Genomic DNA, 26,172 nt, shown 5'->3' with positions numbered 1-26,172 from the left:
AATTGTAGTTAATTAAATTTCACTTTTCTAAACCATCTATCATTTAGTGATAAACTTAATGATAGATTAAAGAACTCTTCTCGCACTAATCCAGCGTCTGTTGTTCCGCGTGTACCGAACTCAAAACCTACATTAGCATTTGAGAATAAGTTTCCTACTGGTAGACCTACTCCAAAAGATATGCCAAACTCATTAATCGCTTGTCCATTAATATTCAACCCAGTCTCTTCATATCTCAATCCTGTACGGTAAACTATCCTGTTCAGATAACTAGTAAGGGAGTTATATTTTGGAATATAATAACCTCCTAATCTAAATTTTGATGCATTTTCGTAAACCACATTATCCGCAGTAAAAGATCTATTATCAAAATCTTTAGCATCCAAATAAGTATACTCTGCCCCTACAAACCATTTTTTAGGCTCTCCTATTCCTGCGCCAAATTTCAATTCTGCTGGAAGATCAAGATCCCTATCTTCTACTTCCAAGTCCTGTCTTTCCACAACCAATTCAGATCCATTAGTTAATATCTGTATCGTAGCAAGCTCAATAGAATTTTCTGAAGCTAGCTTAAATGATGGAGTAGATACAAAAGATGTTGTTAACTCCAGTTTTTCGGTAAGCAGTCGCTTGTAGACTAAACCAAAAGATAAACTTACTCCAGAAAGATCGGAATTATCAATCTCTCTGGTATCAAATTGCAACTCGGGACGTCTCAGAATAGCTTTATTCTCAATGTTTCCAAAGTTATAATTAATATCTAAACCAACACTTAAATTCTCGTTAACTTTAAAACCTGCAGCTATGAACACTTTATTCAAGCCTCCGGTTCCAAAAAACTGACTTTCAGAACCATCACTATTAAAAGTGTTTGTTTGATATCCTACCGAACTTACTGGAAGTACTCCAAAACCAAAACCAAATCTTCCTGCTGGGATTCCAATTGCTAGATAATCTAAAGATGCATTATCCTTGTAAGAATCGTCTCCTGCGGCATTATCTAGGTTTAATCCATTATAATTAGCTCCTAACGTATACGTAGTTAGCCTCAACTCTCCATAAGATGCTGGATTCTGAAGATTTAAGTGAATACTATCTGCAAGTATACCCAATCCTCCCATCGATTTATTTTCCACTGTCCCCTTGAACTTCTGTAATCCTACACCATAAAAAGAATAGGGCGACGATGTTCCTTCTTGAGCATTAGATACACCGGTAATTACTACCAAAACAACTACTAAAATCTTTTTTATCATTGACTATTATTAAAAGCTAAAATGTAATTTAGTCCCTCCAATAAAAAATTAGAGGTGGCAAATATGCTATTTTTTAATCTTTTAGACAAAAAATGTGCATCTCCACCGGTTAAAATAACTGTTAAATCAGGGTAAGTGTTGCAATATTCGGCAATTGCTCCTTCAATTTCGTATAAAATACCATTTACAACACCTGAATGAATTGACTGATTTGTACTATCCCCTATATGATTTTTTGGTACCTCTAGACTTAATAATGGTAATTTTGAAGTGTAGTTATTGAGACTAGCATATCGTAATCCAATCCCAGGTGCGATTGCCCCTCCAAGATAACATTCGTCTTTATTTTTAAAATCATAGGTAATACAAGTACCAGCATCTATAATCAATGTATCCTTTTTAGGAAACTGACAAACCGCTGCTGCCACTAGAGCTAATCTGTCTACGCCCAACGTTGTTGGAGTAGCATATAAATTCTGGAAAGGCATCTTTAAAGTATGATCCAAAATAAGAGTATTAAACTTATTTTTTAAAAATGCTATTTCTTTTTCTTGAAAATTAGCCACAGAAGATAAAATAGCTTTATTTATAGATGAATAGTCTTGATGTAATTTCTCAATACACTTCTGAAAATCATTCAATTTCAGATTTTCCCTATGTATCATTATGTCTTTTTCAAAAACACCTACTTTTATAGATGTGTTTCCTACATCAATCACTAAATTCATGTATGTATTTTTTATAGTACATTGTAATCAGACATTTTTATCGGAAGCCAAATATTTTTTCTAAGAATATTCTTCCCTCACATCTTCTAGATTACAGCGGATTACGAGTTTATTTTATAAGTTTGCAAAAATACGAAACGATTTTTTTAATTTTTTCTTTTGAGTATTAAAAAAAGCGTTCTATATTTGCATCCGCTTACAGCAAGGTGCCTTAGCTCAGTTGGTAGAGCAAAGGACTGAAAATCCTTGTGTCCCTGGTTCGATTCCTGGAGGCACCACCTTGAAAACCCGAACAACTTCGTTCGGGTTTTTTTTGATCCTTATCAAACTTCGTTAATCAATAATAAGCAAGCAATTCTGAATATTTAGTTCTTCTTTGCCAATAAGTTATTATTTTTGTTTATCAAACCTCATAGTATGCAGCGCTTATACACTTTATCCCATTGTATCCTCTTATTTATATTTTCAACAAGTATTTTTTCCCAAGAACAACTAGATACGTCTAAAGAAAAAGATTCTATCTTATCCAATACTGAAGAATCCGCTTTAGAAATGACTCGCTGGCAAATGCTTAAATATGATGGTGTTTCCGCATTTGGAGGAATAACCAATGCATATACTCAACCTTTGAGATGGAAAGGAAAAGATTGGGCTACATTTGGTGGTATTGTTGCGGGATCTGCCCTAATTTATTTAATTGATGAACCTGCTAATGATTTTTTCACTGATCAGGAAGAAGATATTCCAGGCTTTGTTAAAGAAGCTGGATTCCGCTTTGGAAAACCTCTAGTAAATTATGGATTAACTACAGGAATATATGCCTTTGGACTTATTACAAAAAATGAAAAAGTTAGAAAAACAGGAGTATTACTAATTGCCTCTGCCACTGCAGGAGGAATTATACAAACTGTAAGCAAAACTCTTGCGGGTCGTGCCAGACCTTATACTGGAAAAGGCAAAGATGCATTCAAGTTTTATAGTAGCGAAGCAGACTATCACTCTTTCCCTTCTGGGCACGCTATATTGTCTTTTACCACAGCATATGCGATAGGAAAACAATTTGAAAACCCTTATATTAGAGGCGGTATTTATGCACTTGGACTCGTTTCTCCTGTTTCTAGATTATGGGCAGGAGCGCATTGGTTAACTGATGTCACTCTCGGCATTGTATTAAGTGTTGTTATGGTAGATGGTATTGATAATTATCTGAACCGAAAGCAACGTTTTACTTATAACAACAAAAAAAATAAAATTAAATGGGATCTTGCGATCGGGCCTGGACAACTAGGAGTAATTGGCAGGTTCTAAAAAATTAATAATAGAAAATTCTCACTCAATTCTTTTTTATTTTAAAGGCATAAAAATTTCGGCTTTCCATTTCGAAGCATCCCCTTCTTGCATCGGATTGTTATAAAATATCTCTAAAGGCTTTTTTTCAATAAGAATATTTCTTCTTTTGGCATATTCCATAATAGCGAACCATGCTTGATCGCTATGTCTATAGTTGCCATAAAACGTTGCTTTTATAGCTTTTTGAGTAGCTACTTTAGCATACTTAATGATAGAACTAACTGGTAACGAGTCCTTATACTTTATTGGAAACCCAAAATCAAATTGAATCTTATCATTTATTTCATTCCATTCTTTAACTTTTACAAATGGTAAACCATTTATTTTCAAATTGTTTTCCTTTATTTTAGGAAAAATATCTGCATTAGTTCTTAGCATCATTCCGGCTTTACCAGATCGATTAGCATTAGAAGAAATATAGAGATATTCAAGCACTGGTATTTCCGATGTACCTTCAATTTTTATTCTAAAAGTTTTAGCAAAATTATTTAAACCTTTCCCAAATTTTTTAAATTCTTTTTTTAGTGACCTTGTAAAAATAGTTTCTCCAGTAAGAATACTTAGCCGATTCATCAAAGATTGATTTTCTAAAAAAACTCCTACTTTTATCTCTGATATTGAATCATTCACACTGGTTATATCCCACTTCAAATTTAAAATAGTATCAGGTAGATTCACCTTTTGCTTTATTTCTTTATACAATACAGTATCTACAGTAGTAATATTTTTGGCTTTTACATCCTTTCCCCAAGATTCCCATCCTACGATCTGATGATATATACTCCCTGGAGTTCCTTTGGCCGTAAAAGTAATCTGATAGTCATATTCTTTAATAAATAAATACCATATCCCCAATACCATCAGAATAGTAAAACAGAAAATAATAACTTTCTTCATTCTAATTTGCACTTACTACTTCAGAATTTGGAGTATTCATTTTTAACTTACCAATTACAAAAGCTCCTAAAGAACGCCCTTGATCCAATCCTAAGTCAATAGCGGCTCTGTAATGAATTCCTCCATACAATCTACTAATCGCTGCTTCATCTGCTGCCTGATTAAAAGAAGTAAAAGAACGTACTGGCAGTCCATACTGAAGTTCAGTATCATCCTCAAAACCAAAATTATCTCCAAAAATATCTGTTAACACAGTAGATGCAGCTCCTGATACTACGGAATGTCCACTAGTATACTCAGGAAACGGAGGCGTTTGTAAAACAGGAGTCCAGTTCTCATCGATATGCTGATTGATTAATGTTTCCGGACGAATTAGATTACTTCTATATTTCTCATCCCAGCAGCTTATAAAGGCATCTGCAATGGCAATGGATGTTTTGGTATAAGCAAAAACAGTTTTTGCAAAATCAGAATTTGTTTTTTTACAAGCTATTTTACATATACCAATCCAATGTGCTCCAGGCGTGATCTTTTTAGTAGCAAACATTAAATGTCCTTTATGGGTTGACACGTAAGGATTACAATCCCAAAACTGCGCTATTTCCAATTTCTCAGATTTTTCACCTTCTTCTTTAATAAGATTTCCTACTTCATAGGTTTCCATCAATTCTTTATAAAAAGGCGTGTCCTTTTCCAAAGAGAAATCAGGATATCTTGCAGGTTTAAACTGTGAGGATGAATCTATGATCGAAGGTCTAATTTTTTTCCAATGCGGTTCTATTCCATCCATATAGTCTGGTGGAGTAGGTTGCCATCTCGAAGGGTCTTCGGTATTTACAGAAAACTTTGGCATTGTTCTAGTTTGCGCATAATTATCGGTGGCATACCAAGTTTTTATATGTTCTGCAACTTTTAATCCATACTCTTTAGAATCATTGAACATTTTTTCATTTTGAAGTTGCCATGAACTATACAAGCTATCTCTATACACTTCAACTCTATCCTCTGAAAAAAGCAATGATTTTCCTACTTCTAAATACGCTACCAAAGCCGCTATTTTATGATTTACGCTTTTTGTAGTATCGATAGCTGGAACTGATTTCAAATCATGCAACTGGTTAGATAATGTTTTATAATCTCCTCCTTCTTGGCTAATCACTTCATAAGCAGCAATATTGGAATAGTTATATATTCTACTGGCTACTGGTGGCGAGAAAATATCATGCACCATAACTTCAGTAATCTTATCTACTGCCTTATGATAATCATCAGCAGTAATTTGAATCTCTTTTTCTTCTTTTTGACAAGAGTTTAAAAGCATTACAGAAGAAACGAATACAAATATCTTCATACTTTTTAATAGATTACCTATTCTTATAGATTCATCAAAGTATCTCATAAACCTCTGCTTTTTCATTGTTTAGTGTGATGAGCAAATAATCCTTATTTGCAAAATTAATAATATTTAGCCCTCTTACTGATTTCTGACTCAAATTAATCCCCAATTCTGAAGCCTTTACCACAGTATTCCCTTCTTGCAATACAGCTCCTGCAAATGCATCAAATCTACCATGATATGGAATCACTCCAAAATAATTTCCAGCCAATAAAACTTCTTGTTTTCCATCTTTATCAAAATCAAATTTTAACATGGACATTATAGGAGCTAATTGAAGTTCATTTTCGAAAGGCACAAAAGAAAACTTACCGTTATCATTTCTAAGATATCCTGATGCAAGTTGATGCACATAAAATGATTTAGCTTTTTCTAAAACATCCTCTCCAAAAATCTCTTCTACCGTTTTTCCTGCGAAACTAGTATATGTTGTAAATTTTTTCTTCAGAAAATTTAATTGACTTGATAATTCATCCAAACCTAATGCTGTATAATATTTTCCATCCTTAGGTACTGCTAAAATTGTTTCTGTGGTGCTGTTATTATCAAAATCAGCATAATACATTTTTAAAGGGTTTTCTGATGATGTATTTAGTTTTGTATTTAATCCAAAATTTCCGAGTACATAATCCCTATCACCATCATCATCTATATCGAAATCAATAATAGATTGCCATAAACCATTTAGCTTTTGTTGATACATACTGTTTGTTACATCAATCAAATCACCATTCGTATTCTTAAAAAAATGTGGTGACATCCATTCTCCAACGACAATTAAATCTTTTATACCATCATTATCAAAGTCACTCCAAACAGCATCAGTTATCATTCCTACTTCTTGTAAACTGTTGTTTGGTTTTATACTGAAACTCCCTTGTTGGTTAATAAGCAAATAGGAATTTGGTATTTTTCCAAAGTCATTAGAAACCGAATACCCTCCAATAAATATATCCAAATCACCATCTCCATCTACATCATTAGTTTTTATCACCGATTCATGATCAAATAATTCTGGGAAATCTGTTTTTGACAATCCTATATCTGAATTTAAATATAATCGATCTATTAACTCTTTGGAGTTTCCATAAAACTCGCCTCCTGCAGAAGAAACGAGAAGATCATTTTTAGCATCTCCGTTTACATCGGCAATAATTGCAACTACATCTTCTTTCTTTTTATCTTTTTCTAAAATTTCTGATTGTTGCTCTTCAAAACCTGTATCGTTTTGCAAGTATATTTTTGAAGGTTCCAACTTAGAACTACCAAAGAAGACATCATCTTTTCCATCTCCATTTAGGTCTCCTATTGCTATTGCTGGTCCTCGATCGGAAATCTTGTAAGGAATGAGTTTTTGACGATTAAAATCCGTGTAATTATTTTCTTTATGCTCATAATTTAACCCAGGAACTGAATCAATTTTTCGGAACCATTTTCTAGTCTTTGGAAATAAATTCTCATAATCAACCCCATTTCTTTTGTACACCAATCTAATGGTCAGACTTTGGTTAGTAGCAATATTTTCAGCGATTTGAATTGTGTTATCTGGCCATATAATTTTCAACGAGTCTATGGTGGCTATGGTATCGTATCCAAAATGAACTATAGGTTCTGAAGAAGACTGAAACCCCTTAGACGTAAATAATTGTTTGTATTGTGCAATACCTTTATGATAAGATATTACTTTAGTTCCAATTCCAAATTTATTATTGTCTTTAAAATTGAATTTAAGCTTTAAAAAGTTAGATTTTTGATCTGTTGTATTTTTGTAGAAAGAAACCGGCGCATTAATATTATTAGTGACAATATCCAAGTCTCCATCATTATCAAAATCTGCATAGGCACTTCCTGTAGAAGCTGTATTTTCTTGTGGTAACCAGCTGGAAGATTCATTGGTAAAAGTAATTCCTTTATCTCCACGAAAAATATAATTTGGCACCTCGCCTGACGGCATAATATTCAGAGCATCATTATCTACCAATTTATTGGTATTTAGCTTCTCCTGAATCTTCTCGTTAGAAATATATTTTATGTAATCTAAATCATTTGGTCTTTTAGGAATACCATTAGATATAAAAATGTCTTGTTCTCCATCTTGATCATAATCTGCAAACAAGGCTGACCAACTCCAATCTGTAGCAGCAACTCCACTAAGTAAAGCCGTTTCTTCAAAATGATCTCCTCTATTAACCTGAAGCATATTTCTGGCGTACTGATAATGGTATCCGAGTCTTTTAATTCGCATCTGAAGCATATCTACCGTTTCGTCTCCCGCTGAAGCTTTTAATACAGTTTCACCTTCTGGAGTCATATCTAAAGTCATAATATCAGTAAATCCATCATGATTTATATCTGCTACATCGCTACCCATAGAGAATCGGCTTGTATGACCGAAGTTTTTCTTTAATGACTCGGTAAAAGTTCCATTTCCATTGTTTAGATAATAATAATCGTCTTCATGAAAATCGTTGCTTACATAAATATCTGTATACCCATCATTATTAAAATCGGCGGTAGCTACTCCAAGTCCATACCCATTTCCCCCTCCAAAAATACCCGCCTCTTCACTAACATCTGTAAACACTTCTCCATCATTGCGCAATAACTTATCTCCACTCTCATTACTCCTTTTATTTCTGAGCTTTGCACTACCAAACGAATTCTGTGTATGCACTGCATGATTAAGCAAATACATATCTAAATCTCCATCATTATCATAATCGAAAAAAGCTGCAGATGTAGTGTAATTCTCAAAATCTAATTTATAGGAAGCTGCTTTTTCGGTAAATGTATTATCACCGTTATTAATGAACAGTTCGTTTTTCCCTTTTAAACCCTGTAAACCAACAACAGCACAAACATATATATCTAAATATCCATCTCCATTAATATCCGCCATTACTGTTCCTGTATTCCAATCAGAGTTTCCCGCAACTCCTGCCCCATCTGTTATATCCTCGAACTGAAAATTTCCTTTATTTAAATACAACTTGTTCTTTCCTTGATTGGCTGTAAAAAACACATCTGGCAAATCATCTTTATTTATATCTCCAACTGCTACACCAGCTCCATTATAGTAATAAAGATAATCTAAGATATTAAGCTCATCGGTTGGGTTTAATGTATTCTGAAATGTAACATTTGTAGTTTTCGAAGTCATTTTTTCAAATAAACTACTTTGCTCAATTTGTTGCTTTTTACATGCAAACAAAAACGATAATCCGAATACTAATATGAATACTTTATTGGTCATCTCCTGAATTCGAATCTAGAACTTATTTTGTGTTTATTTTAAAAAGCTTTGGCATTTGGTTATTAACCCCAACTAGTAGATACTTTTCTCCAGATTTATTTTTCATCCATCGCATCGCTCTTACCTCATCCTCTACCAAAAATCCAGTATTTTGTTGATTGGTAAAACTTCCATTTTCGTTTCCAAATAAAACATTACCCCGACTTGCATCTAATCTTGAAAACTGAGGTTTAAAATTGTAATTATTACCTGCTAAAATAAGATCTAAAAAACCATCATTATTAATATCCTCTGTTTCTATATCACAGACACAGGATAATTGTACTTCTTTTGGTAATTCTTTGATTTTAAAAGACAAATCTCCCTCGTTATAAGCGATCAAACTTGAAAAATTGTTTACAATTTTTACTATCGAACTTTCTAAAATCTCTTTTGAAAAAAGTTCATCAATAGCTTTAGTCGCGTATTCTGAAAACTTCAGGTTTTGCTTTTTCAATACATTTATTTGTCCTGTAATCTCCTTTTTTAGATGAATCGGAATATCCTTACCATTGATTGTTTGGGTAACAATTTGTTCTACTGTTCCATTATTATCAAAGTCATTGATATACATCTTAGTTGGATTTTCTTCATCACTTTGGTAAATAGAATTTAAACCTCTATTTCCTAATACAAGATCGATATCCCCATCCTTATCTATATCTGTTGCTTCAACAGTATTAAACCAACCCGAAATTTTATCTAAATCAGTAGCAGCTACGGTTAACTTCTGACCATCATTTATCAGTATCTTAGGAGACATCCATTCACCTACTAAAACCAAATCTTTTTTACCATCTTTATTGACATCCTGCCAACTTGCATCTGTAATCATTCCAATAGTTTTGATGTCAGCCGCTTTTGCACTTGTGATATCTACAAAGTTTCCGTTTCCATCATTTTCCAAAAGATAACTTTCCGGGGAAACACCATATACTCCAATAACACTATGACTTCCAACAAAAATATCTATATCTCCATCCTGATCGTAATCATACGCCTTTAAAACAGAAATGTTAGTATTTGTAGGCTTTATAACATTGCCTCTGGCAAAATTACCATTCCCATCATTTATATAACTTCTAACTCCAGTTCTAGCTCCTTTAAAATTACCTCCTGATCCTATCACCAAATCCAAATCTTTATCTCCATCGATATCTTCAAAAATAGCTGTAACATCCTCAAAAAACTCCTCGGTTTCAAATTGAGTTTCTTTTAGTTTTCCAGAAGTGTTTTGAGTATATAGCTTTCCTTTTTGACCATAGGCTCCTCCAATAAACACATCATCATTCCCATCATTATTTACATCTGCGATGGCTAAAGCAGGGCCTTCTCTAGATTGCATCTTATAGATCAACCCTTCATAATCAAAATCTACATATGGATCTTCTTTATGCGCATTAAGACTATGTGATATTTCAACAAAATAAGGATTTTCTTTTTTAGAAACATATTGAAATTGCTGATCGGCATCCTTATAATTTAGGTTTATTTGTTTATTCAGAGCTACTTGATCCAATAATTGTGATTTCCCATCTGGATAAATAACTCGTAGTGAATCTATTTTATCACTCTCTCCAATTCCAATGGTCATTATATAGTCTATCGAAGATTGAAAACCTCGAGTAGGTATTAGCTCTTGCCTAATTACCTGATTATTGAAATACGCCTCTACAACACTTCCAATAGCAAAGGTGTTTTTCTCACTTCCAGAGACTTTAATTTTCAAATAGTTATTCCCTTTTTGCTGACTATTATTTTCATAGATTCCGACTGGCATATTTAGATTATTAACTACTAGATCTAAATCTCCGTCATTATCCAAATCTCCATAGGCTGAACCATTAGAAAAAGTTGGTTCATCAAAACCCCATTTTTCTGTAACATCTGTAAAACTTAAATCTCCATTGTTTTTAAACGAATAATTAGGTATTGGCGTAGAGGGCATTTTATTAATGATAGAGTCCACTTCCTCTTTTTTACCTGTCAATGTCATCTTTTGTATGATATCATTCGCAAAAAAGTTCATAAAATCTTGATCTGTAAGATCATGGTAAATCCCGTTGCTTACATAGATATCTCGATAACCATCATTATCCATATCAAACAACAAAGCTCCCCAACTCCAATCTGTTTTAGCAACACCGCTGTAAAAAGCTATTTCAGAAAAAGTATTATCTCCATTATTGAGCTGAAGAGAATTCTGCATATATTGATTATAGAAGTCCCTACTTTTCTTCAATTTATACACATCATAACTCTCAAAAGAACTTGTTTCTTTTAATCGTTTATCATCTTCCGGAAGCATATCGGTCACAAAAATTTCAGGACGCCCATCGTTGTTAATATCCGCCATATCCGCTCCCATCGAGGAAAGACTAAGATGTTTTACCCAATCTTTAATTTCTTCATTAAAAGTTCCATTTCCTTGATTTATGTATAGATAATCTCTTTCATAGAAATCATTAGACACATAAATATCAGGAAGAAGATCTTCATTAACATCTCCTATAGTAACCCCTAATCCAAACCCAATAAGACTACCTAATATCCCAGCTTCTTCACTCACATCTGTAAACATTCCGCCATCATTTCTTAATAGCTTGTCTCCTCCTCCCTTTAGAATTTCCGGAATATCCCAGTCTTTTGCTCTTAAATTTCTTTTATTTACATACCCTAAACTACTTACAGGAATAAAGCTGTTATTAAGAATATACACATCTAAGTCTCCATCCTTATCATAATCAAAAAAAGCTGCATGCGTAGTAAAACCACTATCGGCAAGGTTATAATCTTCTGCGCTTTCTGTAAACGTTAAATCACCATTATTAATAAAAAGCTCATTCTTTTGATCATCACCTTCTACATTTCCTGCATTACAAACATAAATATCCAACAAGCCATCCGCATTAATATCTACCATCACTACACCTGTAGACCAAGCATTTTTTCCCATTGTTTTTGATGATTTTGAAATATCTTCAAAAACAAAATCACCTTTGTTTAAATACAGTTTGTTTTCTTGTTTATTTGCTGTAAGGTAGATATCGGGTAAGCCATCATTATTAATATCCCCAATCGCGACTCCTCCGCCATTATAAAAATTCCTATAAGTAAAAATGTTCAGGTTTTTCTCATTATCTACTTCATTAATAAAATGAATATTCGTTTTCTGTGGAGTAAGTTTATTAAATAAGGTTTCTTTTTTTGCAATAATATTTTCCTTCTCCAGATTTTCTTTACAGGAAAAAAGAAGAACTATAAGAAGTGTACTATATAAAAGTTTATTCATGTTACTTATATGTCTTTTTTACAAGTTGAATACTATCATTATTAATTCCAAATAAAACATATTCCTCATCTTTTATTTGGATTGATTTAATCGATCGTACAGCTCCATCAATCTTCAAACCTGAATTTTTAACGCTATCAAAACCTCCTTTTTTATTATTGATTAAAATGGTACCATAAGAGCCATCTAATCTACTCAATTGTGTACTGATCTCATAGCTATTCCCTCCAAGAAATATATCCGGATACTGGTCATTATTGATATCTTTTATTAAGATATCATGAACTGAAGAAATTTGGGTTTCCCAAGGAAGCTCTTTTGCCGAAAAGTTAAGGTTTCCTTTGTTTTCAAAATAAGTGGTTTTCAATGTGAAAACTTGCTTCTTTTGAGCAGTTTCAATTTTCTCTTTCGAAAAATAATCTTCAAACTTAGCTTCTGCAAAAGCTTGATATGACAAAAACTTCTTGTTTAACTGAGGAATTTGTTTCGTAAGCTCATCTTTAGTGGCAATTGGAGTCTCCTTACCTTGATAAAAATAAGTAACAATAGGATCTATTTTTTGATTATCATCGAAATCAGCTAAGTAAAGTTGTAAAGGTTCATTTTCTGATGCTTTTAATCTACTATTTAACCCCCAATTACCAGCTATAATATCCATATCACCATCATTATCCATATCTTCTATTGCAATACAATTCCACCAACCATTTGTTTTTTGTAATGACTGATTTTCATCCTTTACTAAGTTTCCTTCTTTATCATTCATGAAAATGGTAATTGGCATGTAGTGACCTACAACAATCAAATCTTGATAATCATCCTGGTTGATATCAACAAATTTAGCATCATAAATTTGCCCGATGGTCTCTAAATCCTTAGATAATTCTAATGTATGATCTATAAAATTACCTTTACCATCATTTAAAAATAAGTAGTTCTTTGGTATCTTACCGTAATGTCCAGGAACACTATTGCTTCCTATAAAAATATCTTTATCACCATCTTTATCAATATCAGCAGTTATAACAACAGAGGCGTTTATTTTTATATTTTGAAAAGAGCTCTGACTTATCTTAAATTTCCCTTTATCGTTTAAAAACAATATAGGACCCGACTCATATCCTTCGTAATTTTCATTTCCTGCGTATACTGTAATAAGGTCTAAATCTCCATCTGCATCTGCATCAAAAAAGTGTTGACTTACATCTTCATACTTTTTATATAACTCAACATCTTCTTGCTTTGATTTATTAAATTCTCCTAATGCATTCTGAAGAAATAGTGAACCGGATCTAAACTTACCTCCAGGAATAAAAATATCATCTAACTGATCATTATTTACATCTACAACTGATACATGAGGACCTTCATTAGATATAGCATAGGGTGCTAGAGGCTCAACGCTAAAATCTTTAGTTTCATAATCCTGATGTTTAAACTTAATTAAGGATTCACTTTTTTCGAAAATTTTGGAATCTCTATCATCAAGTACAACAGAATCTAATGATTGATCTTGAAGCAAGTAGTTGACAGCGTTTATCTTTATATTCTTGTGTACTGATAAATTCCCGTTAGGCCATCTAATCTGAATGGAATCAACCTTGGTACGATTCTCTATCCCAAAATGTAATATGCTAGAAACAGACGATAAATAACCTCTTGTTGGGTTTATACTCGCTATTTGTAATTCATTGTCTATAAACAGTGTAGCTTTAGCCCCGATGGCATGTAAATTCTGCCCTATGCCTTTTAATTTTAGTTTGACATAATTGTGTTTTGCCAATTCATCCGAATGGTTTTCATAAACGAAAGCAACATCATCTATATTGTTAGTTACAATATCCAGATCTCCATCATTATCTAAATCTGCAAAAACAGCTCCGTTACTATAAGAGGGTATATTTTCTGACCAGTCAGCGGAAACGTTTTTAAAAGTTAAATCACTATTATTACTATAAAAATAATTAGTTGTTTTTTTACTGGGTAACTCATCGATTAATGCTAAATCTTCCTTTGTCATCCCTTCTTCTATGCGCCTTTGAATATTTTCATTAGCGATAAAACTAATAAAATCCATATCATTAGTCGCTCCTTTGATACCATTAGAGATAAAAATGTCTTTATAACCATCATTATTTAAATCTACCATTAAGGGTGACCAACTCCATTCGGTTGCAGCAATACCAGAAAAAAAGGCTATCTCACTAAAAGTATTCTCTCCTCTATTAAGTTGTAATGCATTTTGCATATACTGAGGTTGATATCCATTTTTAAGATATTGATTATAGACTGTAAAGCCATATTCAGTGCCAGATGACTTATAGGTGGCTAAATCTTCAGGCAACATATCTAAAGATAAAATATCAAACAAACCATCATTGTTAACGTCTGCAATATCCGTTCCCATAGAAAAATGTGAAGTATGCTGAATGATATTGTGTTCCGAATTAATTACTTCTTTAAATGTCCCATTCTTTTGATTAATATATAAGTAATCATTTTCAAAAAAATCATTACCAACATAAACATCGGGATAGCCATCATCATTTATATCATCTGTAATTATACCTAAACCGTACCCTATAGATCCCTGAAAAATTCCTGCTTCAGCAGAAACATCATGATATGTTCCATCATCATTTCTATACAACCTATCTCCCGACAAAGAATCAACTTGCTTTCTTTTAGAGCCTCGGCCGTAAGCACGATTAGGGTGTACCGAATGATTTAAAAGATACATATCTAAGTCCCCATCTAGATCATAATCAAAAAAACTTACTTGTGTAGAAAAACTAGATATATCAAGGTTATACTTCGACGCTTCATCCTTGAAGAAAGGAACGCTATCACTATCTAAACCTTGATTTACAAACAATCTATTTTTTCCAAATATACCTCTGTAATTACCAACTTTACATACATAAATATCTTGTAACCCATCATTATTAATATCCACTACAGTAACACCGGTAGACCAACCTTCTTTATCGGCTAAAACTTCTGAGTTAATTTTTTTGAATTGAAAATGTTTTTGATTCAGATATAGGTGATTTTCTTCTTGATTGGATACAAAATATAGGTCTTCCCAACCATCATTGTTAAAATCACCTGCTGCTACTCCAGCCCCATTATAAAAATAAAGGTATCTAAGAATATTAAGGTCTGGTGATTTTTTTAACTTATTTTGGAAAGTAATACCCGTTTCTTCTTTTGAAATCAGTTCAAAAAGATATGTTTCTTTTTTATCCTTTTTACAAGAAATCAAAAGATTCATAAAAAGCAGGCTAAGTATTATATTTCTTGTGTAATGAATCAATTATTATTAGATAAGCGAAAAATATGAATTAGTAGAGCCCTTCAAGGAATGAAGGGCTCTACTCTAACAAATCTTAGCAATTTAATATGTTAGTAACCAGGATTTTGTGTTAAATTAGGATTAGAAATAAGTGCACCTGCAGGAATCGGGAATAATACTCTAAAGTCTTCAGTATTACTTTTTAATCCCCAAGCTTCGGTAAACTTACCAAAACGAATTTGGTCATTACGTCTCCAGAATTCTTTATACAACTCTCTTCCTCTCTCATCTAGAATGTCTTGTTCTGTTAATGAACCTAAACTATTAGTAGTATTTCGAATAGATCTTAGTTCATTTACCATTGCTAGCGCATCATCACCAGAAGAACCACCTCTAAATATTGCTTCCGCTTTCATTAAGTGAGCATCTGCATATCTAAATACAATCTCATGGTTCGTAAAAGCACCATTATCAGGGTGATATTTAATCGTTCTAATACCTCTATTCTCATCATTCCCAAGTAAACCAGCAAAATCTCTAGTAAAATTAAGCGGTTGTCCTGGTCTATCTGTTAATGGATCACCATTCTCATCATACTGCTGTCCTACTAAGAAACCAAAACCAATACCTTGGAAAGAACCATCTGTTGGAACGAAACCTCTTCTTTCTTCTTGACCACTTCCTGGAATATTAATATTTGGATCTCCTTCAAAAAGATCATAAAACTCAGCAAGCGTAGAGAAACCATTCCATCCACCTCCACCATTACCTTCGGCGTTTTGATTATAATGCAATCCATTCCAAATTCTATTACCTACACCTGTTTCTGCAAACCAAATAGTTTCGTTATCTACGTCTTGTTTAAAGATATCAAAATAACCTGCTTGTAACGCAAAACCATCAGCTGCGATAGCATCTACCGCATTCACCACAGCGGTCATATCTGCTGCATCGGGTGTACCTGATCCATTATAAATATGTTTATTTAATAACACCTTTGCTAATAAATAATTCCCTGCTGCTCTAGAAGCTCTATTTGTGGAAGCACTTGGCCCTATCACTGGTAAATCAGGAATAGCTTCATTTAAATCCGTAAGTACAAAATCTAATGCTTCTGCTCTTGTAAACACTCTAGGATCAATTTCTGGACCTTCATCTGGCTCTCTAAATGGTACCTGACCATACATATCCATAATCCAGAACATACTGAATGCTCTTAAAAACTTGGCTTGTGCAAGCTGCGCCGCATCTGCACCACTTCTTGAATCAATAATTTCAGTTGTATTGAAAACGTTGGTATTCATGTTATTCCAATTATTCAATACAAATGGGTGGATCGCACTCCATGTATGCTCGTGTAAATTTCTCCACAATCCATTATCACCCCAGTCAGTTCCTCTTGTAGGCACTAATAATTCATCTGAAGTAACCTCATTCAATGCATATAAATCTGCTTGATTTCCTAATTGTCCATATATAGAATTGTAAACATTAGTAATCGCGGCATCTACATCTCCAACTCCAGAAAATTCACCGGTTAGATTTTCGATCACCGAATCAGTGGGCTCTATCTCCAAATCAGTACAGGAGACTAATAGCATTATTGAGAATAATGCCGATAATCCAATTTTAAATTTCTTTTCTTTCATAATCTTAATTTTTTAAAAAGTTGCATTTAAACCAAATGTATAGGTTCTCGGTCTTGGAAAGGCTGTATAATCAATTCCCGCAGTTGGTATACCATTTAACGGAGCACTTACATTTACTTCTGGATCTAAACCACTATAATCAGTTATTACAAATAAGTTCTGCCCATTTGCAAAAAGTCTAAGGCTTTTGAAAAGTCCTTCTCCGGATAATGGGAAATTATATCCAATAGAAGCATTTTGTAATCTTAAGAAATCTCCTTTTTCTAAGAAACGAGTAGATACATCAGGAGCGTTGGAAGAAGCTTCTCCATTTGTTAAAACATCTACAGTAACGTTTCTTCCACCGTTAATACTTCCTGCAGTGAAAAATGCATTTGCGGTGTTATTATATATGTAATGACCAAATTGACCTGCAAAGTTCATAGAAGCATCCCAGTTTTTATAGTTGAAACTTGTGGTAATACCAACATTGAAATCAGGCAAGGCACTTTTACCAACAAACTCTTGAACATCTCCGTTAGGATAAATTGATTGACCATCTGCATCAAACCCAGCAAATTCTCTTAAGAAATAAGAAAATAGTGGCTGATCCTCAGCTAATAATTGCGCAAACGCACCTGTTAATCCTTGTCCACTGATCTGACCAGATTGGATCTGACCATCAAAGTTCTGAAGCTCATTTTTATTATAAGCGATATTAAATCCAAAATTCCAATTTACGTCTTCTTGCTGGATAATATCATAATTGATTGCAAATTCTACCCCTTGGTTGATTACATTACCATCTATATTAGTAAAGTTAAAAGGTTGTGGTGTTGGTTGGGCATTTGCTGCACTTAATAATAAGTCTTTGGTATCCTTATGATAAAAATCTATAGTACCTGTTAAACGATCTCCAAAGAATCCAAAATCAACACCTACATTGGCTTGACTTGTTTCCTCCCATTTAAGATCATCATTAACAAAAGATACCTGACTAGTTCCCGGTGCATTTATCACACCATCTTGAGCGATTCCACCTGGGCTAAATCTACGTCTGATTGTAAAGTTACCGAAACCAAGTCCATCTTGATTTCCAGTAATACCGTATCCAAGTCTTAATTTCAGTGTAGAGAATGAATCACCAATAAAATCTTCCTGATCTAACTTCCAAGCGAATGCTGCAGATGGAAAATATCCATATTGATTGTTAGGTCCAAATCTTGAAGACCCATCAGCTCTAACTGTTGCAGTTAAAATATACTTATCTGCTATGGAATAGATACCTCTTACAAAAAAGGATTGTAACTCATCTGTAAAATCGAATGTATCACCTAATACTGAAGAAACTGGTGTTGTTGGTGCAACCAGAGCCTCACCTTGAACGATATCAGGGAAAAGTCTATTTACGAATGAACCATTAGGTGCCACACCATACTGCTGGAAAGAACCTTCAATAACACTTTCGATCAGATCTGCAGAAATTTCAAGATTTTCTCCCATTTGATCCAAATCTGTTGTTCCAAAGCCAAAACCTTGTACACTTCTTCCTTTTCTCCCAAAATCTTGATAAGAAAAACCTGCTAAAGCGGATAATTTAGAATTTCCAAATTCTTTCTCATAATTCAAAGTTATATCTAAAAGTCTATTCTCTACTTCGATATCATTTAAAGTTCCTCTACCATTTTCAGGAGCTCCATTATTAAAACCAGTTATATTTCCTGATAAAACATTTATAGCAGTAGACTCTGAATTATCATATCCTACACTTACCTTAGCACTTAACTCAGAAGTAATCGCATACTCCGCAGAAAGGTTAACTAAATATCTATTTGTTTTTGTTTCATTCTGACTAAAAGTCAATAATGCTAAAGGGTTAATATTAGAACCACCTGGCTCAAACCCTGCAGAAGCAGGCCATGTTGGATTTGCAGAGTACGCTGCTCCTAACAAATCTCCTTGGAAACCTGCATTATTTGTAATTGGTGGCGCTTCATCGTTTACTCTTGATAGTGTCCCTTGAAGATTTAATTTTAATTTATTGTTAAAAAATCTATGGGAAGCATTAATTCTTCCAGTAATCCTTTCTAAAGAACTTTTCTTAACAACACCAAACTGCTTTCCATATCCAAAAGAAGCTCTTACATTACCAGTTTGATAATTATGTGAATACGACAATGTATTATTAGTAGATTCAGCTTGTCTAGTAATTACATCTTGCCAATCCGTGTTAGCTCCAAAATCCTGTGCAGCACGATCTCCACCGAACTGATCAATAGCATCTAAATATTGTTCTCTATTCAGCAAATCAAATTCTTGAGCAGGTCTAGCGATACTGAGAGTAGAAGTATATTCGAAAACACCTTTTGGCGCCCCTCTACCTGCCTTAGTGGTTATGATTACAACTCCATTCGCACCTCTTGATCCATATATTGCAGTTGCGGATGCATCCTTAAGAATACTTACACTTTCTATATCATTAGGGTTTAAGAAATTAAGCGGGTTTCTTGCAGAACTAGTTCCAATCCCTAAATCACTACCTCCAGCGGCAGTATCGTCTCCAGCCAATGGAACTCCATCAACTACAAATAAAGGGTTATTGTTAGATCGAACAGAAGTTGTACCTCTAATTCTTAATGCTACGCCTGCTCCTGGCTCCCCACTTGCTTGTGTAATTTGAACCCCTGCTGTTTTACCTTGAATAAGCTGCTCTGGTGATGCAATAGAACCTGAATTAAAATCTTCAGAAGTTACTACTGCAACGGAACCCGTGGCATCTTTTATAGACTGTGTTCCATAACCAATAACCACAACCGCTTCTAGTTCTGCAGCATTTTCCTCCATGGTTACATTAATGGTTGTACGACCACTAACTTCCACCGCTTTAGTTTGAAATCCTACGTAACTAAAAATTAATGTAGCGTCTTCTGCCACATTACTTAAGGTATAGTTCCCATCAAAATCAGAAACTGCCCCATTTGAAGTCCCCCTAACAAGGACATTTACCCCTGGAACTGGACCATTTGCATCCGAAATCACCCCCGTAACCGTGATTTGTGCAAACATCATATTCCCTGAGATAAATACTAAAAGAAACATGAGTTTTTTAAGTATCATACTTTTCATAATTTAGAGTTTGATTAAATTTAAATATTTAGTTGTTAATTATTACTACTTTTATCGTTAAAAAAATTAGTTTTATTCAATATTTTAAGTAACAGGGGCGTCTTAGTCTTACTAGAACAATCGACATAGTAACTAGAAATTAATATTTAAATAAAAGTTACAATTTTAAAACGCCCCTAATGTTACCTCTTATGAAGAAGTTGCTATCAGATAAACTCCTTCGCTAACAAACAAAAACTAATTTCACTTTCTACTTTATTCATATTTGTTTTAAAATTATATTAATCTATATCTAAAACTAACCCTTGATAAGGTCTAAGGATTAAGTCATTTTCTTTACTATGCAGATCTGCATAATTATTTATCAAAACTTTGTACTCATTCACTACACCAGAAGTTTTAAAAACTTGATCTGATTCAGTAAAATTAAGAGCAACAATAATTGACCTATTTTCCAAGGTCTTTTTGTAGATATATAGATTAGGGCTATTAAATTCTATTTCCTCAAATTCTCCAAAAACAAACACATCATGCTGTTTTCTAATTTTGAGCAAGGATCTATAAAAATTCAGAATAGAATTAGGGTCATTTTCTTGATGCTTAACATTAATAACATCACTATTTGGATTAGCTTTTAACCACGGATCAACTATTGAAAACCCCCCATTAATCTCATCATTCCATTGCACAGGAGTTCTAGCATTATCTCTACCTTCTTTATTGATCATTTCCAAAGCCACTTCCTTAGAAAATTTAGATTTAACTAAATTTTCTTCATAAAAATTCAATGACTGAACATCTTTGACTTCTTCTATGGTTTCTAAGGTTATATTAGTCATACCTATTTCATCTCCTTGATAAATATTTAAAGTCCCATTTTGTGTAGCTAACATTGTAATTAACATTTTAGCAGACTCCGAATGATATTCTTTATCATTTCCAAATCTTGATACCATTCTAGCGAAATCGTGATTTCCCATAGCGTTTGCAATCCACCCAGTGTTATGCACTGCATCTCTCCATTTTTTAAAAATCCTTTTTATTTGCACTAGATCAAAAGGAGAAACCTCTTCAAATTTCCCGTTTACAATTGTACATTCAAGAATATCAAAATGATACAACATATCTAATTCCTTTCTGTCTCTGTTTACATACAAACCAGCTTTAGTTTCATTAATACCAACTCCTTCAGCTAATGAAAACGCATCGTACTTACTAATCACCTTCTCATTCATTTCATTCAGATATTTATGAACGGTTGGTCCATTGGCATATACATCTTCTATAATTTTTCTAAAACCGACTTCTGGAGCATCTGGATACCCTTCTGGTTTAGATATTAATGGAATCACGTCCATTCTAAAGCCATCCACTCCTTTATCCAACCAAAACCTCATGGCATCGTAAATCTCCTCTCTTACCTTAGGATTTTCCCAATTTAAATCAGGTTGCTTCTTTGTAAATAAGTGGAGATAATATTCTCCAGAAGCATCGTCCAATTCCCATGCACTTCCTCCAAAGAATGACTTCCAGTTATTCGGAGGACCTCCATCATCTGAAGGCTTATGCCAATGAAAATAATCTCTGTATGGATTATCCTTAGACTTTTTAGCTTCCTCAAACCACATATGTTCATCAGAACAATGATTCGCAACCAAGTCCAATATTAATCTCATACCTCTATCATGAATTCCTTTTAATAATTCATCAAAGTCTTCCATGGTTCCAAATTCAGGCATAACCCCACGATAATCACTAATATCATATCCGTTATCATCATTTGGTGAACAAAAAATTGGACTTAACCAAACAATATCAACATTCAAACTTTGTATATAATCTAGTTTCTCTATGATACCCCTTAGATCACCAACTCCATCATTATTACTATCATTAAAACTACGAGGGTATATCTGATAGATCGTACCTTTTTTAAACCAAGTTAGTTTCACTTAAATCTGTATTATGTTTTTAAATAATTTCATTTTACTAGTCTTATTCGTTTTGGCATTGAAATCCTTCAAAAACACACCTAATAATCGATTTAATAAAAAAATAGTTAAAAAAATCTAGTATTACTATTTATTACATCGTTTGATTACCAAAACTACAATATTATTTATATAGAATTTCAAAAACACAAATCTTTACATTACCTATACAATGTCGATATAATAACCTTAAAATTATCACAACAATCTATTTACCAGTCACTTAATCAGTAATTTCAAAATAAAAAATTCAATAATAAATAAAGAATTCAATCGATTAAGTATAGATTTTATATAGACAAGTACTTTATAAATTTCTATACAATTAAGAAAAAACAAACAATAAACTTCTTATCAAACCTATTTTCAATTTCTCTAAAAAACATATGCTTTAATTTTATTTATCATAAATTAGCGTAGGTAGTACAAATACAAAATTTGACTATTTTTTTTGGGGAAGGTTGTGTAAAATGAGCGTTTTATAATACTTTACTTTACATTAGTTTAGAGTGCTTTTTTTACGTTTATACAAAATACATAACAAATAATCTCCTTAGAAAGTAAATCAAGAACAAATAATAATACAAACGTTTGTATTATTATATTTTTAGCAAAATTAAAATTTTATTGATAATTTTTTAATACTTAATTTGATGGTTTTTAAAAAAAGAAGGGTTAAACTTGAAGATATCGCAAGAAAACTAAATATTTCTATTGCGACAGTATCAAGAGCATTGGATAAAAACCCTAGAGTTAAAAAGAGTACTCAAGAGAAAGTATTTAAAACTGCCGAAGAAATGGGGTATATGCCCAATCAGATTGCTAAAAGTTTGAGCTCTGGAAAAACCAACATCATAGGAGTACTTATACCTAGATATGACGAACCTTTTTTTATCGAAGTATGTAGAGGAATAGATCAATATGCTAGAAATCATAATTATAAAATTCTAATCAGTTCCTCGAGAAACTCGTATCAATTCGAAAAAGAAAACCTTATATCATTCGAAAAAGGTTTGGTTGATGGAATCATTTTATCCCCTACACATGAGACAGAAAATGTTGCCCATTTAAACGATCTTACAAGTAAAGGTATGCCCATGGTATTATTTGACAATATTAGAGAAGAAGTCTCTGGAGCGGACCATGTAATGATTGATGATATAAAATCGTCTTTTAATGCTGTAGAGTTTCTTATCAAAAAAGGAAGAAAAAAAATAGCATTTATAGGAGGAATAAAACAAAAAAAAGTATTTCAAGATCGGTTTACAGGATACAAGTCGGCTCTTAACAAATACAAGATCCCTTTCCATGAAGAATTAGTCTTACATTGTAACTCTTTGGACAGAGAGTTTGAGGATAGAGAAATACTAGATTTTTTTAAACATCTTACCACCTCTCCGGATGCAGTTTTTACGTGCACTGACAATTATGGATTGTTAGCAATGAAAACACTATTAAAGACCGAAAAAAAAATACCTGAGGAAGTCGCAGTAATCGGCTTTGGAGATTTGGGACTTGGAGAAGTCTTTGTTCCAACCCTAACCTGCGTATCACAACCAAGTTTCGAAATGGGCCAAAAGGCTGCTGAACTCCTTATCAAGCAATTAAATGAACCTGAGGACATACTTCATAAAAAAACAGTTGTTAAACTGGAAACTAAACTTACGCAGCGAGAAAGCACTTAAAGCACATTCATTAGAAAATTACATAATTTTAATCAAATTCACGATTCTGACTAAAAAATGATAATACAAACGCTTGTATTGCCATGCTAATTAGTTCAATTTCACTTTTCAAAATTTGTTTAGTAAATTGTGTATTCTATTTATTTTAAGATCACTAGATTCTTATTTCACAAAATATCTTGATTATGACACTAAAGAATTCAAAGGCTTTTCTTACTCAATTCGTGTGCTTTTTTATGACTATATCTATCGCAGCGCAAATTGATGGATGGACAATTTCCACTACTGATAATAAAAATTACACAGGAATTGTATCTGCAAATGGAAGAATCGGAATACTACCGTCTTCTAAAATATTTGAAACAGACAAAATAATTCTGAATAATGTATATGATAAGGAGTCACCACTTGGTGTTAGCAGAATTCTTCTGGGAATGAATTTTGGAAATCTTGAACTCTATATAAACAATACAAAATTAACCAATGAAAATATTAGCAACTGGAAACAGACGCTCAATATGAAAGACGCTAGCTTTACTACAACCTTTACCTATAATTCTATTGCAGAAATTTCTTATACCGTATACGCTCTTAGAAATGTACCCTATTCTGGTTATATCGATTTTGAAGTATCAGCAACTAAGGATATTGATCTAAAAGTTGTTGGAAAAATACAAACACCAGAAGAATACCTGCAACCTTTAAGCACATTTAGAGTTCTTAGAGATTTAGAAACCACAATGCCCATCTTACAAACTGTTGCAAAAAGCAGATTGGGAAAACATACAGTAGGTACTTCTGCTACCTTCATATGGCATGATATTAATTCTACAAGAGAAAATCAACGTCCAGAATTAGTACACACCAAACTTTCTGAATACGACAATCAACTGTCATTTGAAAAAAAAGTGTCTAAAGGAAAAAATTATAAGTTTTCGTGGACAGCATCTCAATGCTCTACCCAAGACTTTTTTGATCCTCAAAGTGAAAGCGAGCGTTTTGTAATTTTCAATTTATTAACTCCTAGAAAAGACCTTCTATATCAACACACAAATTTATGGACAGATCTTTGGAAAGGTGATATCATTATAGAAGGCAATCTACAATCTCAATTAGATGTTCGCTTAGCCCTATATCATTTATACGCTTTTTCTCGAGGAGACTCGGATCTTAGTATTGCTCCAATGGGATTAAGCTCTCAAAACTATAATGGTCATATTTTTTGGGATACGGAGTTATGGATGTATCCTCCTTTATTGGTACTTAATCAAGATATCGCTCGTTCATTAGTGAATTATCGATCAGACCGTCTCGAGGTAGCAAAAAGGAAAGCAATCAATTTTGGATATAAAGGAGCTATGTTTCCATGGGAAAGCGATGACACCGGAGAGGAAGCTACTCCCGCTTGGGCGCTAACAGGAACTTTCGAACATCACATCACAGCTGATATAGGTATCGCTTTTTGGAACTATTATCGAGTTACAAAAGATAAAAAATGGCTTCAAGAAAGAGGGTATCCTCTTCTAAAGGAAGTTGCAGATTATTGGGTTAGTAGATCCACAAAAAATTCTGACGGATCCTATTCTATCAAAAATGTTGTAGGAGCAAATGAGTTTGCGCCTAATGTAGATGACAATGCTTTTACTAATGGATCTGCCATCACTTGTCTAAGATACGCTTCTTTAGCTGCAACCGAAATTGGAATCACACCGAACAAGACATGGAATGATGTTGCAGATAAAATAATCATTCATAAGTTTAAAGACGGAACAACAAAAGAACATAGCAAATACTCAGGAGATAGAATAAAGCAAGCAGATGTTAACCTGTTATCTTATCCTCTAGATATCATAACTGATAAAGAAACCATTTTAAAAGACCTAAAATATTACGAACCTAAACTCGCAGAAGAAGGCCCAGCTATGGCTCAGAGTGTGTTTGCCGTTATCTATGCCAGATTAGGTGATGCAGAGAATGCCTTTAGGCTTTTCAAAAGAAGCTACGAACCCAATAAAAGGCCTCCGTTCGGAGCATTAGCAGAAGCAGCTACTAGTAACAATCCCTATTTTGCGACAGGTGCAGGAGGAATGTTACAAACAGTTATTTTCGGTTTTGGTGGCTTATATCTTACTGACAATGGAATAATTCAAAAAAATCCAATATTACCTAAAACTTGGAAAAAACTTACGATAACAGGAGTGGGAATAGATAAAAAAACTTATGTCGTCGAATAAAA

13 protein-coding genes and 1 tRNA gene are annotated in these 26,172 nt (G+C 33.3%); 4 read left to right on the top strand and 10 right to left on the bottom strand.

The features are described from left to right. Nucleotides 1–8 precede the first annotated feature (8 nt). A complete protein-coding gene (locus Q1B37_RS09670) occupies nucleotides 9–1,256 on the bottom strand; it encodes a hypothetical protein (RefSeq protein ID WP_299898251.1) in 1,248 nt (415 codons plus the stop codon). Continuing rightward, entirely contained in the window at nucleotides 1,253–1,984 is a 732-nt protein-coding gene (locus Q1B37_RS09665; protein ID WP_299605727.1) for a type III pantothenate kinase, read from the bottom strand. The genes Q1B37_RS09670 and Q1B37_RS09665 overlap by 4 nt, the downstream gene beginning before the upstream one ends. A 205-nt stretch (nucleotides 1,985–2,189) precedes the next feature. Between Q1B37_RS09665 and Q1B37_RS09660 the strand changes: the two genes are divergently transcribed. Both Q1B37_RS09660 and Q1B37_RS09655 read left to right on the top strand, forming a co-directional pair. After that, a tRNA-Phe gene (locus tag Q1B37_RS09660) sits at nucleotides 2,190–2,262 on the top strand. Nucleotides 2,263–2,401: 139 nt separating this feature from the next. Further along, the gene (locus Q1B37_RS09655) at nucleotides 2,402–3,292 is read left to right on the top strand and encodes a phosphatase PAP2 family protein (protein ID WP_299898250.1); all 891 of its coding nucleotides are present in this window, start codon (nucleotides 2,402–2,404) and stop codon (nucleotides 3,290–3,292) included. A gap of 36 nt (nucleotides 3,293–3,328) precedes the next feature. On the opposite strand, the gene Q1B37_RS09650 is transcribed toward Q1B37_RS09655, so the two are convergent. The 8 genes from Q1B37_RS09650 to Q1B37_RS09615 all read right to left on the bottom strand — a co-directional run bounded on the left by Q1B37_RS09650 (nucleotide 3,329) and on the right by Q1B37_RS09615 (nucleotide 22,212). Further along, entirely contained in the window at nucleotides 3,329–4,231 is a 903-nt protein-coding gene (locus Q1B37_RS09650) for a GyrI-like domain-containing protein (protein ID WP_299898248.1), read from the bottom strand. A gap of 1 nt (nucleotide 4,232) precedes the next feature. Further along, the gene (locus tag Q1B37_RS09645; RefSeq protein WP_299898704.1) at nucleotides 4,233–5,582 is read right to left on the bottom strand and encodes a vanadium-dependent haloperoxidase; all 1,350 of its coding nucleotides are present in this window, start codon (nucleotides 5,580–5,582) and stop codon (nucleotides 4,233–4,235) included. Nucleotides 5,583–5,616: 34 nt separating this feature from the next. After that, nucleotides 5,617–8,880, bottom strand: coding sequence for a VCBS repeat-containing protein (locus Q1B37_RS09640; RefSeq protein WP_299898246.1), 3,264 nt, complete (start codon nucleotides 8,878–8,880; stop codon nucleotides 5,617–5,619). A 22-nt stretch (nucleotides 8,881–8,902) separates the two neighbouring features. Beyond that, nucleotides 8,903–12,211: a VCBS repeat-containing protein gene (locus tag Q1B37_RS09635; RefSeq protein ID WP_299898244.1), complete on the bottom strand. Its 3,309-nt coding sequence runs from the start codon at nucleotides 12,209–12,211 to the stop codon at nucleotides 8,903–8,905. Nucleotide 12,212: 1 nt separating this feature from the next. Next, on the bottom strand, nucleotides 12,213–15,485 hold the full coding sequence (locus Q1B37_RS09630) for a VCBS repeat-containing protein (protein WP_299898242.1): 3,273 nt from the start codon (nucleotides 15,483–15,485) through the stop codon (nucleotides 12,213–12,215). Nucleotides 15,486–15,616: 131 nt separating this feature from the next. Further along, on the bottom strand, nucleotides 15,617–17,155 hold the full coding sequence (locus Q1B37_RS09625; RefSeq protein WP_299898239.1) for a RagB/SusD family nutrient uptake outer membrane protein: 1,539 nt from the start codon (nucleotides 17,153–17,155) through the stop codon (nucleotides 15,617–15,619). A gap of 12 nt (nucleotides 17,156–17,167) precedes the next feature. Then, nucleotides 17,168–20,260 carry a SusC/RagA family TonB-linked outer membrane protein gene (locus Q1B37_RS09620; protein WP_299605704.1) on the bottom strand — a complete coding sequence of 1,031 codons (3,093 nt, stop codon included), beginning with the start codon at nucleotides 20,258–20,260 and terminating at the stop codon, nucleotides 17,168–17,170. 281 nt (nucleotides 20,261–20,541) lie between these two features. After that, nucleotides 20,542–22,212, bottom strand: a complete 1,671-nt coding sequence (locus tag Q1B37_RS09615; protein ID WP_299898237.1) for an alpha-glucosidase — start codon at nucleotides 22,210–22,212, stop codon at nucleotides 20,542–20,544. A gap of 692 nt (nucleotides 22,213–22,904) precedes the next feature. On the opposite strand from Q1B37_RS09615, the gene Q1B37_RS09610 reads away from it, so the two are divergent. After that, the gene (locus tag Q1B37_RS09610) at nucleotides 22,905–23,936 is read left to right on the top strand and encodes a LacI family DNA-binding transcriptional regulator (RefSeq protein WP_299898235.1); all 1,032 of its coding nucleotides are present in this window, start codon (nucleotides 22,905–22,907) and stop codon (nucleotides 23,934–23,936) included. 185 nt (nucleotides 23,937–24,121) lie between these two features. Beyond that, complete coding sequence (locus Q1B37_RS09605) at nucleotides 24,122–26,170, top strand: glycoside hydrolase family 65 protein (protein ID WP_299898233.1); 2,049 nt, start codon at nucleotides 24,122–24,124, stop codon at nucleotides 26,168–26,170. Nucleotides 26,171–26,172: the final 2 nt, after the last annotated feature.

This window comes from uncultured Aquimarina sp., assembly GCF_947492965.1.
In the GTDB taxonomy this organism is placed as follows: Bacteria; Bacteroidota; Bacteroidia; order Flavobacteriales; family Flavobacteriaceae; genus Aquimarina.
The sequence above is the reverse complement of the archived record's forward strand: the minus strand, read 5'-3'. Positions and strand labels throughout refer to the sequence as shown.